Source organism: Thermoanaerobacterium sp. PSU-2 (assembly GCF_002102475.1).
Classification (GTDB): domain Bacteria; phylum Bacillota; class Thermoanaerobacteria; order Thermoanaerobacterales; family Thermoanaerobacteraceae; genus Thermoanaerobacterium.
On record NZ_MSQD01000001.1, the window covers coordinates 270,644 to 286,838 of the forward strand.

12 protein-coding genes are annotated in these 16,195 nt (G+C 38.4%); 4 read left to right on the forward strand and 8 right to left on the reverse strand.

The window, feature by feature from the left end:
* The 7 genes from BVF91_RS01510 to BVF91_RS01540 form a co-directional block, all read right to left on the reverse strand.
* On the reverse strand, positions 1-924 hold the full coding sequence (locus BVF91_RS01510; protein ID WP_085111767.1) for an ABC transporter permease: 924 nt from the start codon (positions 922-924) through the stop codon (positions 1-3).
* Positions 921-1,976, reverse strand: coding sequence for an ABC transporter permease (locus BVF91_RS01515; RefSeq protein WP_085111768.1), 1,056 nt, complete (start codon positions 1,974-1,976; stop codon positions 921-923). Before BVF91_RS01515 ends, BVF91_RS01510 begins: the two co-directional genes overlap by 4 nt.
* A 2-nt stretch (positions 1,977-1,978) precedes the next feature.
* On the reverse strand, positions 1,979-3,505 hold the full coding sequence (locus BVF91_RS01520) for an ABC transporter ATP-binding protein (RefSeq protein WP_085111769.1): 1,527 nt from the start codon (positions 3,503-3,505) through the stop codon (positions 1,979-1,981).
* Between the two features lie 51 nt (positions 3,506-3,556).
* A complete protein-coding gene (locus BVF91_RS01525; RefSeq protein ID WP_085111770.1) occupies positions 3,557-4,615 on the reverse strand; it encodes a BMP family lipoprotein in 1,059 nt (352 codons plus the stop codon).
* Positions 4,616-4,821: 206 nt separating this feature from the next.
* Complete coding sequence (locus BVF91_RS01530; RefSeq protein ID WP_085111771.1) at positions 4,822-5,457, reverse strand: cyclodeaminase/cyclohydrolase family protein; 636 nt, start codon at positions 5,455-5,457, stop codon at positions 4,822-4,824.
* Between the two features lie 58 nt (positions 5,458-5,515).
* A complete protein-coding gene (gene ftcD, locus BVF91_RS01535) occupies positions 5,516-6,412 on the reverse strand; it encodes a glutamate formimidoyltransferase (protein ID WP_085111772.1) in 897 nt (298 codons plus the stop codon).
* A gap of 111 nt (positions 6,413-6,523) precedes the next feature.
* A complete protein-coding gene (locus BVF91_RS01540) occupies positions 6,524-8,392 on the reverse strand; it encodes a DUF4914 family protein (protein WP_085111773.1) in 1,869 nt (622 codons plus the stop codon).
* A 577-nt stretch (positions 8,393-8,969) separates the two neighbouring features.
* Between BVF91_RS01540 and nifJ the strand changes: the two genes are divergently transcribed.
* The 3 genes from nifJ to BVF91_RS01555 all read left to right on the forward strand — a co-directional run bounded on the left by nifJ (position 8,970) and on the right by BVF91_RS01555 (position 14,874).
* A complete protein-coding gene (nifJ, locus tag BVF91_RS01545) occupies positions 8,970-12,497 on the forward strand; it encodes a pyruvate:ferredoxin (flavodoxin) oxidoreductase (RefSeq protein ID WP_085111774.1) in 3,528 nt (1,175 codons plus the stop codon).
* 145 nt (positions 12,498-12,642) lie between these two features.
* Positions 12,643-13,854: an NADP-dependent isocitrate dehydrogenase gene (locus tag BVF91_RS01550; protein ID WP_085111775.1), complete on the forward strand. Its 1,212-nt coding sequence runs from the start codon at positions 12,643-12,645 to the stop codon at positions 13,852-13,854.
* A 72-nt stretch (positions 13,855-13,926) separates the two neighbouring features.
* The gene (locus tag BVF91_RS01555; RefSeq protein WP_085111776.1) at positions 13,927-14,874 is read left to right on the forward strand and encodes an AEC family transporter; all 948 of its coding nucleotides are present in this window, start codon (positions 13,927-13,929) and stop codon (positions 14,872-14,874) included.
* A 24-nt stretch (positions 14,875-14,898) separates the two neighbouring features.
* On the opposite strand, the gene BVF91_RS01560 is transcribed toward BVF91_RS01555, so the two are convergent.
* Entirely contained in the window at positions 14,899-15,459 is a 561-nt protein-coding gene (locus BVF91_RS01560) for a hypothetical protein (RefSeq protein ID WP_085111777.1), read from the reverse strand.
* Positions 15,460-15,675: 216 nt separating this feature from the next.
* Here BVF91_RS01560 and BVF91_RS01565 point away from each other — a divergent pair, with 216 nt between their 5' ends.
* A complete protein-coding gene (locus BVF91_RS01565) occupies positions 15,676-16,134 on the forward strand; it encodes an FMN-binding protein (protein WP_085111778.1) in 459 nt (152 codons plus the stop codon).
* The last annotated feature ends 61 nt before the right edge of the window (positions 16,135-16,195 follow it).

A 16,195-nucleotide genomic window follows, 5' to 3' on the forward strand; every position in this document is an offset into this window, starting at 1 on the left:
TCATTTCTTAGGAGTATACGGAACACCATCTGCCGCAGGTGATACACTCTTGCCGCCAACACCTACCAAAGCCAAAACTGTGAGAATATATGGAAGCATCATTATTATATTCTTGGACAAGGCACTGTTTTGAAGCTGCATGCTTAAAGCAGTAGCAAAGCCGAAAAGCAAAGCCGCACCAAAAGAGCCGAAAGGCGTCCATTTACCGAATATCATAGCTGCCAAAGCGATATAACCTCTTCCGCTGGACATATCTGTGCTAAAGCTGTTTAAAAGACCTATTGACAGATATGCACCGCCTATTGCTGAAAAAAGACCACTTAAAGTAACTCCTAAATACCTTAACTTTATTACATTGATTCCCGCAGTCTCAGCCGCTTCAGGATTTTCTCCAACGGCTCTTATCCTTAAGCCCAGATTAGTGTGAAATAAGAAGTAATCTGAAGCAAATATCAATATTATCATCAAATACACTATGACGCTGTTACCGCTTAATATCTGCCCTATAAATGGTATATTTTTAATAATAGGTATATCTATATTTGGAAGCATGGGTGTATCTGTAGGCGTACCACTGAACCCGAAAATTGTATTCAAAAGGTATGCTGTAAAACCCGATGCAAATATATTTATTGCCATACCGAGAATAACCTGATCAGCAGTAAGTGTTACTGCAGCCCAGGCAAATATCACAGCAACTATCATGCCAACTATAATCGCACCTAATAGGCCAAGCCATGCACTGCCTGTAAGATGCGCAAATAGTACCGCAAAAAAAGCCGCAATAAGCATTATACCTTCCATAGCGATATTTACGACGCCAGATCTCTCAGAAAAAGTTCCTCCAAGGGCTGGCAGCGCTAATGGTGTTGCCATAGCAAGGGTTGCCGACCACAACTGAGGATTTAATAAAATTTCTTTCATGATGCTAACTCCTCCTTTTTCTGCTTCTTAAACATGGTTTTAAACAATTCAATGATCTTGTCTGCGGCAACGAAGAATATGATGAGACCTGTTATGACATCTGTCAACTGGCCAGGCACCTGTGCATTAAGCTGCATGTATTGGGACCCTGTTCCAAGCGCAGCAAACAGAAGGGCTGAAAATACGACGCCAATAGGATTGTTTTTTGCCAACAGTGCCACAACTATTGCAGTATATCCATATCCTGATGTAAAGCTGTCGTAAAGCCTATGTTGAACGCCTAAAATTTGAACTGCTCCTGCAAGACCTGCAAATATACCGCTTAAACTTAATGACAAAACGATGTTAAATGGCACATTCATTCCAGCGTATTTTGATGCTCTCTGATTAAACCCAACGGCTCTCATCTCATATCCCCAGACAGTCTTATACATAAGCCAGTAAACAAAAAGGGCTGCAACCAAAGCTATAACTATGCCATAAGACAATTGCGTGTTTGGAACGATGGTAGGTATCACAGCAGAATTTCTGATAAGCGGTGATTGAGGCACAGAACCTTTTTCCATCATTGGACCAAACTCCAATAGGTAATGGCTAAAATAAATTGCCACATAACTCATCATCATAGTCGTAATGACCTCATGTGCGCCAGTATATGCTTTAGCAAATCCAGGAACTATTCCTCCCCACAATCCTCCGGCAATCATCGCAGCAATAAGTGCAAAAGGTATGTGGATATACCATGGAAGACCTTTAAAGGAATAGCCTATCCATGTACCTACAATAGCGCCAATCCAATACTGTCCTTCAGCACCTATATTGAAAAGCCCTGCATTAAATGCTATCGCAACGCCAAGACCTGTTATTATAAGTGGAACAGCATTTGCCAGTGTATTTGCTATATTAGGTAATGTTCCAAACGCACCTATGAAAAGCGATGTATAGGCAGCTACTGGATTAAAGCCTGTAGCCAACATTATTATAGAACCAATAATGATTGCAATTACAACAGCTAATATTGGCATATAAATGCTTTTTAATACTTTACTCATGATCACACCTCAACTTCCTTTGCGTCAATTTGAGAACCTGCCATAAGCAGTCCAATTTTTTCCCTTGTAGCAGATTTGCCATCTAATACATCCATTATTACACCGTTATGAATTACTCCGATTCTGTCAGACAACGACATTATCTCCTCTAATTCTAATGAAACAAGCAGTATCGCTGAACCTCCATCTCTAAGCTCTAAAAGCTTTTTGTGGATGTACTCAATAGCACCGACATCCATTCCCCTCGTAGGTTGAACAGCTATCAAAAGCTTTGGATTAGAACCAACTTCTCTTGCAAGGATTATCTTTTGCTGGTTGCCACCTGAAAGGTTGCCTGCTAAAAGAGTATAATCAGTAGGCCTTATGTCGTATTCCTCAACCTTCTTAGATGCATTTTCAAATACTTTCTTATACTGTATTACGCCATTCTTCGAATAATGGCTGTCTTTGTATTCCTTCAAAATCAGATTGTCTGCGACGCTAAACTTCATGATAAGCCCTTCCTGCTGTCTGTCCTGAGGAATGTAAGATATGCCCAGCTTGTACCTTTCCCTCGTAGGAAGTTTTTCAATATCGCTATTTTGGTACTTAATGATACCTGATTTAATCTGCCTAAGTCCCATCAAAGCCTCAATAAGCTCTGTCTGGCCATTTCCATCAATGCCTGCCAATCCAAAGATTTCTCCGCTTCTTATTTCAAAGCTTACGTTTTTCACCTTTTCAATGTTTTGTTCATCTGCAACAGTCAAATCTTTAACTGAAAGAACCACATCACCAGGTTTGTATTCTGATTTCTCTACTCTTAAAACGACTTCCCTTCCCACCATCAAATTAGCCAATTCTTGCTCGTTTGTATCTTTTGTATTGAGAGTACCTACCGTCTTACCCCTTCTCATTACTGTAACTTTGTCAGAAATCTCTTTAACCTCATCCAGCTTGTGGCTGATGAATATGATAGAAATGCCCTGCTCTTTTAATCTCCTCATTATCTCAAACAATTCTTCCGTCTCCTGTGGAGTAAGCATAGCAGTAGGTTCGTCCAAAATGAGAAGCTTAGCATGTCTGTAAAACGCCTTTAATATCTCTACCCTCTGTTGAAGTCCAACAGATAGATCTTTCACCTTTGCATCTGGATCGATTTCAAGATGATAGTTTTTTGATATCTCTCGAATCAATTCATTGGCTTTTTTCTTGTTGTAAGAAATGCCACCAGGTTCAGCACCGAGAACTATATTTTCTGCAACCGTCAAAACCGGTATCAACATGAAATGCTGGTGAACCATCCCAATGCCTTTTTCTATGGCTTCATGAGGGCCGCTTAGATTTAAAGTTTCGCCGCTTAGCTTTAATTCTCCAGAGTCAGGCTTATATAATCCGTAAATAATATTCATCAAAGTAGATTTGCCTGCACCATTTTCACCTAAGATGGCATGTATTTCTCCTTCTTCTACAGTCAGATTGACACCATCATTTGCCCTAACCTTAGGAAATATTTTTGTAATATTTTTAACCTCTAATAATACACTCATTAACATACCTCCTAAAAAGGGGCTGAACTCCGTCAGCCCCTAAGTTAGCCATTATTTCTGTACTTGATCTGAAACTTTTATCGTACCGTCTTTTATCTTATTAGCATATTCATTAACTTTATCAATTATAGATTGTGGAACATCTTTTATCGGCTTAGCGTAGCCAACGCCATCATTTGCCAAGTCGAAGTACACGAGACCACTCTTGAAGTTGTTATTAAGAGCATTCTTTATAGTCTCAAATGTTGCAACATCAACTTTTTTAAGTGCTGATGTCATAACTGTATCAGGAGCCATGTAATTTTGGTCTGCGTCAACGCCTATTGCGTATACATTTTTTTCTTTAGCAGCATTTATAACGCCATCGCCAGTTTGTCCTGCAACATGGAATACTATATCTGCTCCTTGGCTTATTTGTGTCAAAGCCATTTGCTTTCCTGATGCTGGATCATTGAAGTTTCCTGTGTAGCTTACAAGTACCTTTGTATCAGGATTTACAGCTTTTACGCCTTGTTGGAAACCTGCAATGTAGCTGTCAACAGGTGGAATCTGCATTCCTCCTACAACGCCAACAACGTTTTGATCATTAAGCTTTGAATTCTTTTCTTTTTCCATAAGACCTGCCATCACACCTACTAAGTATCCGCACTGCTCTGTCTTAAATGTAGCAGATGCAACATTTGGCCTGTCAGTAATGTCTGAATCGATGATCAAGAACTTCGTATCAGGAAATTCTTTTGATACTTGTTCAACTGCATCTTTCATAAGGAAGCCTACAGCTATTACTAAGTTGTACTTTTGCTGAGCGAACTGTGTAAGGTTTGTAATGTAATCTGTCTGTTGCTTTGATTGAATAAAGTTAGCTGTAACACCAAGCTCACTTTTAGCTTTTTCAAGACCTTGATATGCCAACTGGTTGAAGCTATGGTCATTTATACCGCCAACGTCTGTTACAAGACCTACTTTAAAGTCTTTGTTCTTCGCATTTTGAGTCGTATTGTTTGACTGTGATGACTGTTGTTGTTTTGTAGCTGAAGAACATCCCGATAAAAGTGATAACGTCAAAACAAATGCCAGCATTAATGAAAGAACTGCACGTAATTTTTTCATTACTTCATCCTCCTATTTTTGATATCGTTTTTCTAATATTTAGCTTTCCAATTTCCGTCTGTTGTCTGACATCTAACAACATTATAATTCTAAAACCATTCATGCACAACATTATTTCTAAGCTTGTATTACAAAATTATCTCATCTTTTCTCTATCTTTCTCACTTTTTCTTGTCTTTTAACACTTTTACACTTAAACTTATCTATCACAAATTTTTAATAGAAATACTCAGTATCTCGTCTTTTACAGGTTCATACCTTTTTATCAAACTCTCACATTCTTCAACGGCGCTATCTGCCAGTGATTTGTCTTTTAAAAATTTAGCATTTACTTTTACATTTATATAAGCACTTTGAAGCCCTGCGAATAGAAGCAACGCACCAACTGCCGCATCTGATATTGCATTTGGATTGCCATACTGAGCAATAAGCAAAGTAGGTGCAAACCCTTCGCTTAAAAGTCTCGCTAACTTAAGCGGCACATTTATAGCTTTTAAATAAGCTTCATCTAATTTTTGACTTCTTAAAGCCTTCTCTTCATCATTATTTTTAGGCATTTTGATGGCTTTTATGACATCCTCGTATGCATTTTTATCTTCATCTACTAAAGGCATTAACTCCGATATAAGCCTTTCGCATATTTTCAGTCCGTTTTCAATCTCATCCTTTATATCGCTGTCGTACTCATCGTAAAACTTCCTGCCAATTGTGAGATTATAAACCATTGATGACAACGCCACGCCTAAGCTTGCCACTAAAGCAGATACACTTCCACCACCAGGCGCAGGTTTTGAAGATGATACATCTTTTACATATTCTTCTAAAGTTTCGTTTACCAACATAAATTTGCCTCCTTTGTCCTTTTTCTTAATTATACCTTATTTCCCTTATCTTGAATACCTACTCGTAAATTCTATTTTCTATGACTTTATCATAGCTAAAGTTCTCCATCATCAGATAGTGCTCAGCAGTATCAAACAGCGCTTTAGCGGGTATAAGGCCGATAAGTTCGCTGCCAACGATATTTACTCCATACCTTGACGCTTCATTTTTAATGACTTCAAAAACCCTATACAGTGGCGTCTTCTCATAGTTTGTAAAATTCATTGAAACCTGTACGACATTTCGCTCCTTCAAATCTACCCCCATCGCCTTTAAATATCTGAAGCCACCTGAAGAATGCCTTATTGCCTCTGCTATTTTCTTCGCGATATCTATGTTAGTTGTTCCTAAATTTACATTGAAAGCTATCAGAAAATTTCTTGCGCCTACAACAGTGACACCGCTTTTTTCATTCATTACATGCGGTCCGTAATCAGGAACCCAATCAGGCATTTTTATTTTTTCAAAAAAGCCTTCATATCCACCTCTCCTTATGTCCTCAAGGTTTCTCCTTAATGGGTTTCCCTGAGCTTCTTCATAAAGATATACAGGTATCTTAAGTTCTTCCCCTATGCGCCTTCCTACATCTTTTGCTATCGCTACACATTCATCCATAGTGACATTCTTAAGAGGCACAAATGGCAAAACATCTAAAGCCCCAACTCTTGGATGCTGTCCTTTATGATACCTCATGTCGATTAATTCCGAAGCTTTTTTGGCCACATTAAAGGCAGCCTCTTTTATTCCATCCACATCTCCACAAAATGTTATAACAGACCTATTGTGGTCTTTATCCATGGTATAGTCTAACAATTTAACGCCATTTACAGATGCCACTTCTGCCACAAGGGCTGCGATCTTCTTTTGGTCTCTGCCTTCGCTGAAATTTGGAATACACTCTACGATTTTATCCATATTTACCTCCGCTATCACAAATTTAATAATTATTTCTCGAATTGAGAATATAATAAAGCGCTTATTTTTTCAACAATTGCGATAAAAAAATACGGATCAAAAGATCCGCATTTACAGAATATTGATATAGTCATCAAAAGAACCGTCATCAAGGCAACATTCTATAATATCTCTGCCCAGTTTTGACAAATCCGGCGTCAAATATTTTTTAAGCTCTTGTTTAAAGAAATCAGTCAATATCTTCGCACCTTTCATAAATGCTTCTTCACCCACTTCAGGCTGCAAGTGTACCTGTAAGAAATGCTTCGGCATAAATTCGCCATCTATTTTAAGGGACTCCAGGGAATACCCTAATAGAGGGCATTTTGACTCTGTCAACTGATCAGGCCTGAATTTTGCGCCACCGCGCCTTGACAAATATTCCCTTGCAATCCATTGAGGCATGAATCCGACTTTATAAGCGCCTATATGTTGATTTGGTATAAGCACGTACCTTGTGGCAGGCGTATTCTGTATTTGTTCTAATATGAGATTTGCATGTCGTACCATCTTTCCTGTGGCAAATGGCCAGTATGAACCAACGCCTTCACTGCTTAGCCCTTCTGTATCTATGATGCTGGGGTTTGCATAGCCTCTTGGAGCCACTAACCTCCAAAGCCAAGCAATAGATGGTGGCAGCACGTGAAGCACACCTAATATGCCATAAGAAGGATTTTCTTTAGTGCAGGGAGGAGTTCTCACACCAAAGCTTCTTATGTCGACTTCTACTGCATCATCTACCGTATTTGCAATGAATCCCCTTGGCATTATGACTCTCGGGTTAGTGCAAGGCTTACCAGGGCTATCTTCTATGTGCTCCCATATTAAACATGTAGAATTAGGTACACCATCAATATTAAGGAAAAGAAGTGGCTCTTTCGGATGGATACACAATTTTTCAAGATCAGGACTTGAACCATACTCTGTAACATGGTCAAGCCTTATAAACCATCCATTTTCCGCATCTTTAACGACTAACTTCTTGCTTGTGTCTTGATATGATGGATGACACAATGCCATATCGTCTGTAACAGGCTGCAGTTCGCTGTTTTCTTTAAGTTCCATGTAGAATTTTTCCTTAGTCACGATGTTAGTGCCAAAATGTATCCTTCCATCCAATTCCCTTGGAAGCTGCTCAGTCATCTCACTTTTTCCGCCACCGCTGGCGCCTTCATGCATGATGGTCATTATGTTGTCATAAGGTGTTATGACTCTTACAGTGGATGCATGGGCTGTTATCCACCCTTCTTTTTCACCCACATCTAAAAGAACGCTGTAAACTCCTTTTTTCGCACTTGGACCAGGATATAAATTGTAGGAGAATAGTTCTTGCATGTCTTCAAGCCTGTTATGAACGACCACTTGCTTTCCGTTGAAATGGGTATGTCTGAAAGGAGGTGCTACAAATATGATAGAGCATGGTTTAAAGTTCTCACCGATTTTTTCCTTCGGTATAAAACCTTGGATGTCTGCAAGAGCAAGGACAAAAAAACCAGCATTTTTTGGTGCGATTACCAATGAAGCATATCCTAATCTTTCATCGCCAGCCATAAACGGCATTACAATCAAATCCTGCTTCTTTAACCAGTTAAAAGTCTCAAGCCTTAAAGGTTCAAAGTCCTCACCAAACCTGTCTTTGTACCTAACCTTATCAGTGTCTTTGTCATCAGCTATAACCATGCAGTTTGGCTCTCTCCGCCTCATGTACGGTTCAGGGTAATTTACTGCAAAGCCGTTTTTACACTTTGCAACAGTAGCTTCCACGACTTTTCCTTTTCCTGGTACTTCGTATGACACTTCAAACGTGTCATTTCCACTGCCACCTATCGTCAAATCTAATAGTTCTTTTCTGCTTTCAGGAATAATTATTTCTCTTCCGCTTCTTAAAATATCAGAAACTTCATCAGGTAGTATAAAGTAATCTAAAATGCCATTTTCCATCTTTTCTATCTCATTCCTTTCACACGATATGAAAATTTTTGAAATAATAGACGTGATATTATGCAGAATTTTAATATTTGAAATATTTTATAAAAGCCACTATCTATCTATAAATTAGATAAATACTGGCTAAGCGGTAAATTTGCAAAGCAACCCTTTCATAGAAACCCCCTATTTACTTTCCTTCAATGTAGAAAAAATTCATGTAATTTATTTTATCATTTTCAAGCATTAAAGTCAATCCCTGCTTAACAAAATACACAATTAGCCGAAATATTAAATTATAGATGCTGTGGACTTTAATTAATATTATATCACATAATATGACCAGCTCATAATTTTATGAATAAAATTTTGTCAAAAAAAATATTTTTATATTTTAATCATCTGTGATATAATTATCGTGGAACTGTTATATAAAGTCTAAAGGTATATATATAAGCATTTTCAGAAAACTGTTATATAATTGCTTAATAGCTGTTGTATAACAGTACATATTTGTTTATGCTGTATTATAATAGTTTGCTTATATAATCCTTAGATTTAAATATAAATTTAAAAAGAGAGGGGAAATACAATGTCGAAGGTTATGAAGACCATGGATGGCAATACAGCCGCTGCACACGTGGCATACGCTTTTACAGAAGTAGCTGCCATCTATCCTATAACTCCATCATCACCTATGGCAGAACATGTTGATGAATGGAGTGCCCACGGCAGAAAAAATCTCTTTGGGCAAGAAGTAAAAGTCATCGAGATGCAGTCAGAAGCAGGTGCTGCTGGTGCAGTACACGGTTCTCTTGCTGCTGGTGCCTTAACTACAACATTCACAGCATCACAAGGATTACTATTGATGATTCCTAACATGTACAAGATCGCTGGTGAGCTTTTGCCAGGCGTATTCCACGTTAGTGCTCGTGCGCTTGCATCACACGCATTATCAATATTTGGTGACCATCAAGACGTAATGGCATGCAGACAGACAGGATTTGCACTTCTTGCATCAGGCAGTGTTCAAGAAGTCATGGACTTAGGCTCAGTCGCACATTTAGCAGCTATAAAAGGTAGAGTACCATTTTTGCATTTCTTTGATGGTTTTAGGACATCTCACGAGTATCAGAAGATAGAAGTAATGGACTATGAAGATTTAAGAAAGCTTTTGGACATGGATGCAGTAAGGGAGTTCAAAAAGAGAGCATTAAATCCAGAGCATCCTGTCACAAGAGGCACAGCTCAAAACCCTGATATATACTTCCAAGAAAGAGAAGCATCCAACAGATTCTACAATGCTGTGCCAGAAATAGTAGAAGAGTACATGAAAGAAATAAGCAAGATTACAGGCAGAGAGTACAAGCTATTTAACTACTATGGTGCACCAGACGCTGAACGCATTGTAATCGCTATGGGTTCAGTTACAGAGACGATTGAGGAAACAATCGACTACTTGCTGAAAAAAGGCGAAAAAGTAGGTGTCGTAAAAGTACATCTCTATAGGCCTTTCTCATTCAAACACTTTATGGATGCTATACCAAAGACAGTAAAGAAGATAGCCGTATTAGACAGAACGAAAGAAGCAGGCGCATTTGGCGAACCACTTTATGAAGATGTAAGGGCAGCTTTCTACGACAGCGAAATGAAACCTGTTATCGTAGGAGGACGTTACGGCTTAGGATCTAAAGACACTACACCAGCTCAAATAGTAGCAGTATTTGACAACTTGAAATCAGATACACCAAAGAACAACTTCACAATTGGCATAGTAGATGATGTGACATACACATCACTTCCTGTCGGTGAAGAAATCGAAACAACACCAGAAGGCACTATAAGCTGCAAATTCTGGGGTTTTGGTTCAGACGGTACAGTTGGTGCAAACAAGAGTGCTATACAGATTATCGGCGATAATACTGGCATGTATGCACAAGCATACTTCTCATACGACTCTAAGAAGTCTGGCGGTGTAACAATATCCCACTTGCGCTTTGGCAAAAAGCCTATAAGGTCAACATACCTTATAAACAATGCCGATTTTGTTGCATGCCATAAACAAGCTTACGTGTACAACTACGATGTGCTTGCAGGCCTCAAAAAAGGCGGTACATTCTTATTAAACTGCACATGGAAACCAGAAGAACTTGATGAAAAGCTGCCTGCTTCCATGAAGAGGTACATCGCTAAGAACAACATCAATTTCTACATCATAAATGCAGTTGACATAGCAAAAGAATTAGGCCTTGGCGCAAGAATAAACATGATAATGCAATCAGCATTCTTTAAGCTTGCAAACATCATTCCTATTGATGAAGCAGTTAAGCATTTGAAAGATGCTATTGTAAAGTCTTACGGTCATAAAGGCGAAAAGATAGTCAACATGAACTACGCAGCCGTCGATCGTGGAATAGATGCACTTGTTAAGGTAGATGTTCCTGCATCATGGGCAAATGCTGAAGACGAAGTTAAAGTAGAAAGAAATGTTCCTGATTTCATAAAGAATATAGCAGATGTTATGAATAGACAAGAAGGAGACAAATTGCCTGTAAGTGCCTTTGTAGGCATGGAAGACGGTACATTCCCAATGGGCACTGCAGCATATGAGAAACGCGGTATCGCTGTAGATGTGCCTGAATGGCAGATGGACAACTGCATACAGTGCAACCAGTGTGCATATGTATGTCCACATGCAGCAATTAGGCCATTCCTCTTAAATGAAGAAGAAGTCAAAAACGCTCCTGAAGGATTTACTTCCAAAAAAGCTATCGGTAAAGGCTTAGAAGGATTAAACTTCAGGATTCAAGTAAGCGTGCTTGATTGTACAGGTTGCGGCGTATGCGCAAACACATGTCCTTCAAAAGAAAAGTCTTTAATAATGAAGCCTTTAGAGACGCAGTTGGATCAGGCAAAGAATTGGGAATATGCTATGTCATTATCCCACAAAGAGAACCCATTAGGAACAGATACGGTAAAAGGCAGCCAATTCGAGAAGCCTTTGCTTGAATTCTCTGGTGCTTGCGCAGGATGCGGTGAAACACCATACGCAAGGCTTGTAACACAATTATTTGGCGACAGAATGCTTATCGCAAATGCTACAGGTTGTTCGTCCATTTGGGGTGGCAGTGCACCATCTACACCGTACACAGTAAACAAAGATGGTCATGGTCCAGCTTGGGCTAACTCACTATTTGAAGACAACGCTGAGTTTGGCTTCGGTATGGCATTGGCTGTAAAACAACAAAGAGAAAAATTAGCTGATATAGTAAAAGAAGCATTAGAATTAGATCTTACTCAAGATCTAAAGAATGCCTTAAAGTTATGGCTTGACAACTTCAATAGCTCAGAGATAACAAAGAAGACAGCTAACATCATAGTTTCATTGATACAGGACTACAAGACAGATGACGGAAAAGTCAAGGAACTTTTAAATGAAATACTTGATAGGAAAGAATATCTTGTCAAGAAGTCACAATGGATATTTGGCGGTGACGGTTGGGCATACGATATAGGCTTTGGCGGTCTTGACCATGTGCTGGCATCTGGCGAAGACGTAAATGTTCTTGTATTTGATACAGAAGTATATTCAAATACAGGTGGTCAATCATCAAAAGCAACACCAGTAGGCGCTATAGCACAATTTGCTGCAGCAGGTAAAGGAATCGGCAAGAAAGATTTAGGCCGCATCGCAATGAGCTATGGATATGTCTATGTTGCGCAGATAGCTATGGGTGCCAACCAAGCACAGACAATAAAAGCCTTGAAAGAGGCTGAAAGCTATCCTGGCCCATCGCTTATAATAGCATATGCTCCATGTATCAACCACGGCATTAAGCTTGGAATGGGCTGCAGTCAGATAGAAGAAAAGAAAGCAGTTGAAGCTGGCTACTGGCATCTATACAGGTACAACCCAATGCTTAAAGCTGAAGGCAAGAATCCATTTATCCTTGACTCAAAGGCTCCAACAGCTTCATACAAAGAATTCATCATGGGAGAAGTTCGCTATTCTTCATTGGCAAAGACATTCCCAGAAAGAGCAGAAGCCTTGTTTGAAAAAGCTGAAGAACTTGCAAAAGAAAAATACGAGACATACAAGAAGCTTGCTGAACAAAATTAGCTTCACACAATTAATGAGCGAAATTACTTTCGCTCATTAATTTTTATGTATCGATTTAGTTGCCTCCTTCTAAATTTTTCTCTTGTTTATCTATTTAATGTTTTATATAATTAATGTTATAAACTACGTAAAAGGAGCGGATGATATGAGAGAAAAGATAAAGATGGCAAATCCCATCGTAGAGCTGGATGGCGATGAAATGACCAGAATCATCTGGCAGATGATAAAAGACACCCTTATACATCCTTTTGTAGAACTGAATACAGAATACTACGATCTGGGTCTTAAAAATAGAGATCTAACAGATGATCAAGTGACTGTAGATGCCGCTTATGCTATAAAAAAACACAAAGTAGGCGTCAAATGTGCAACTATAACACCTAATGCTCAGAGAGTCGAAGAATACAACTTAAAAAAGATGTGGAAAAGCCCCAATGGCACCATAAGAGCTATATTAGACGGCACTGTTTTTAGAACACCCATACTGGTAAACGGAATCAAACCTCTCGTAAAAAGCTGGACAAAGCCTATAACGATTGCTCGTCACGCTTATGGTGATGTGTACAAAGACGTAGAATACAGAGTAGAAAAGGCAGCTAAAGCGGAATTAGTAGTGACGTACGACGATAACTCCATCGAAAGGCAGACTATACACCAGTTTGACGGTCCAGGGATTTTAATAGGTATGCACAACATAGACAAGTCTATAAAAAGCTTCGCAAAAGCCTGTTTCAACTACGCATTAAGTCAAAAACAGGATTTATGGTTTGCCACAAAAGATACCATCTCAAAAGTATACGACCACACTTTTAAAGACATATTCAATGATATGTACGAAAGCGAGTACAAAGATAAATTCAAAGAAGCTGGAATCGAGTATTTCTACACATTGATAGACGACGCAGTGGCAAGAGTCATAAGATCAGAAGGCGGCATGATATGGGCTTTGAAAAATTACGATGGAGATGTAATGTCAGACATGGTTGCTACTGCCTTTGGAAGTTTGGCAATGATGACATCCGTATTAGTATCGCCTGATGGCGATTTTGAATACGAAGCAGCCCATGGAACGGTGACGCGCCATTATTACAAGTATTTACAAGGTGAAGAAACATCTACAAACCCTATCGCTACTATATTTGCATGGACTGGCGCATTGAAAAAGCGGGGTGAATTAGACGGAAACAAGCACTTAATGAAGTTTGCTGAAAAATTAGAGGAAGCATCTTTAAAAACAATAGAAGATGGCATAATGACTAAAGATTTAGCTGCAATATCAGAACTTCCTCATAAAAAGGCTGTAAACACCAAGGAATTCTTAAATGAAATCAAAAACAACCTTGAAAAGTTGCTTTGATTAAGAAATGCTCTTTAGCCATTAAAGGGCATTTCTGCCTTTTCAAATACAAATTTCTGCGAGGGATATAAATTGGTATTATTAAATGGAATTGAAAGCATTTTACCCATTGTCCTCATCATCGTCTTAGGTTATATTCTTTCGTATAAAAAGTGGCTGGATGAATCCGCATCTGAGATTTTTTCAAGAATCGTCGTCAAAATATCCCTTCCATGTCTAATGTTTTACACCGTCATCGAAAATCTTGAAAGAAATCAGTTGTCTCACATGATATTTGGCTTAATCGCCGCTTTTCTAAGCATTTTGATAACATATTTAATCGCTAACATGCTTGTAATCTTGCTGAAATTCGATAGGAAAAAAGCAGGCTTGTTTTCTGCCATATTTGCCTTTTCCAACACGATATTTGTAGGTCTTCCTGTCAACCAAGCTCTTTTTGGCAATAAAGCCGTCCCGTACGTGCTTTTGTACTACGTTGCAAATACAACGCTGTTTTGGACGATAGGGCTTTACAACATAAGAAAAGATGTAGAAGACCCAAATGGAGATTTTTCAATGTACCAGGCATTAAAAAAGATATTTTCTGCGCCGCTTTTAGGATACATTGTAGGCATCATCTTCATATTGCTGGGAATAAAAACGCCTCAATTTTTAGTCGACACAGCAAAATACATCGGTCAGCTTACAACGCCTCTCTCTATGATCTTTATAGGAATATCCATCTACATGACAGACTTGAAGGATTTTAAGCTGGACAAAAACGTCTTATTTTTGCTTATAGGTCGCATCATAATAGCACCCATCATAACGATACTGGTACTGCACCTTTTCAAACTTAACATTTTGATGGAAAAAGTATTTGTCATTCAAAGCGCTTTACCTGTGATGACGCAAATAGCGATTGTAGCCCATGCTTACAAAAGCGACCAGAAATACCCATCCATAATGATAGCCGCAACAAATCTTCTAAGTTTAATCGTGGTGCCAATATACATGTACATAATAAGCAATATATTTTAAAGGGCAGTTATCTGCCCTTTTCGACTATTTGCTGCCTTCATTTAAGTAATTTAATATATCCTGTTTCTGGCTTTCTGTAATCTTCTTGTCTTTTACAGCTTTTTCAAGGGCATTTTTGAATTTTTTGTACCCATCTCCCCTTTTAAATCCTTTTATACCAGGAGGAAAACCTGTTCCATCCCATTTGTTTACCTTGTCAGTGTATTTTTTAATAAGCTCATTTGCCTTATCCTGTGAAATCTTCCCGCTTTGCACTTTCTTATTTAAAGCAGCAGTAAAATCACTGATAAGCTTCTGCCGCTTTTGAGAAAGTGTCAAACTGTTAAGCTCTTTTATATATTGTTCTTTTTCATTTATCTTTGAAATCATGCTGTCATACTTCTCTTTGCTTATTTTACCTTGGTTGTACTTTTCAGTAACCTTCGCCTTTATATCCTCCAATTTTTTTATTGGATCTACTTTATTTGGAGCGGCTGTTGAAATGGTGCTTTGCTGTGGTAGCGCAGTTTCATCTGCCAACGCCACCATCGAAAAAAGCATCACACCAAGCATTGTAGCCGCCAACAATCTCTTGTATTTTATCATCGTTCATTTACCTCCTTCTTTGATATTACATAAAATTGTCTAAACAAAATCTGCACCTCCTTTTTCATTTACTATTATGTCCTGAAGTTGTGTCAGAATTTTGTTAAATCGATTAACAAATTGTAAAAGTTGTATGTTAAATTTTAGTGAATTTTTGAATAATATCATCTTCTTGAAGAAAAATAAATAGTAAATAACGAGTTTAGGAGGAATAAGATGAAAGCATTAAGAAAAATCATATCCATAGCTATAATTGCAGTTTTGGCTTTAAGCCTTGTTTCATGCAAAACTATGACAAAGCCATCGACTCAAAAGCCAAAGCCTCAAACTACGCCTAAAGTATCTTACAAAGATGGTACATACACAGGTGCCGGTCCAAAATGGTCTGAAGGCAGTGAAGACGCTACAGTCGTAATAAAAAATGGAAAAATAACAAGCATAACATTAAGGCGCTTGGATAAAAGCGGAAAAGAAATAAATTACGACAAATGGACAGGTCAAAAAGACCCAAAGACAGGCAAAGTATATCCTAATTTAAAAAAGTTCAGAGTCGATATGGCCAATGAGATGATCAAAAAGCAAACTTACAATGTTGACACAATAGCAGGTGCTACAGAGACGACTACAAACTGGAAGATAGCCGTCAAAAACGCCTTAGAAAAGGCAAAAAAATAATACTTAGACATGATTAAAAAGGCATTAAAATGTGATAGTAATTCGCATTTTAATGTCTTTT

Coding starts and splice junctions, on each gene's coding strand:
- BVF91_RS01530 (WP_085111771.1), bottom strand. CDS start 5,457: ATGTTGGTAAACGAAACTTTAGAAGAATATGTAAAAGATGTATCATCT.
- ftcD (WP_085111772.1), bottom strand. CDS start 6,412: ATGGATAAAATCGTAGAGTGTATTCCAAATTTCAGCGAAGGCAGAGAC.
- BVF91_RS01550 (WP_085111775.1), top strand. CDS start 12,643: ATGAGAGAAAAGATAAAGATGGCAAATCCCATCGTAGAGCTGGATGGC.
- BVF91_RS01515 (WP_085111768.1), bottom strand. CDS start 1,976: ATGAGTAAAGTATTAAAAAGCATTTATATGCCAATATTAGCTGTTGTA.
- BVF91_RS01560 (WP_085111777.1), bottom strand. CDS start 15,459: ATGATAAAATACAAGAGATTGTTGGCGGCTACAATGCTTGGTGTGATG.
- BVF91_RS01565 (WP_085111778.1), top strand. CDS start 15,676: ATGAAAGCATTAAGAAAAATCATATCCATAGCTATAATTGCAGTTTTG.
- BVF91_RS01510 (WP_085111767.1), bottom strand. CDS start 924: ATGAAAGAAATTTTATTAAATCCTCAGTTGTGGTCGGCAACCCTTGCT.
- BVF91_RS01520 (WP_085111769.1), bottom strand. CDS start 3,505: ATGAGTGTATTATTAGAGGTTAAAAATATTACAAAAATATTTCCTAAG.
- nifJ (WP_085111774.1), top strand. CDS start 8,970: ATGTCGAAGGTTATGAAGACCATGGATGGCAATACAGCCGCTGCACAC.
- BVF91_RS01525 (WP_085111770.1), bottom strand. CDS start 4,615: ATGAAAAAATTACGTGCAGTTCTTTCATTAATGCTGGCATTTGTTTTG.
- BVF91_RS01540 (WP_085111773.1), bottom strand. CDS start 8,392: ATGGAAAATGGCATTTTAGATTACTTTATACTACCTGATGAAGTTTCT.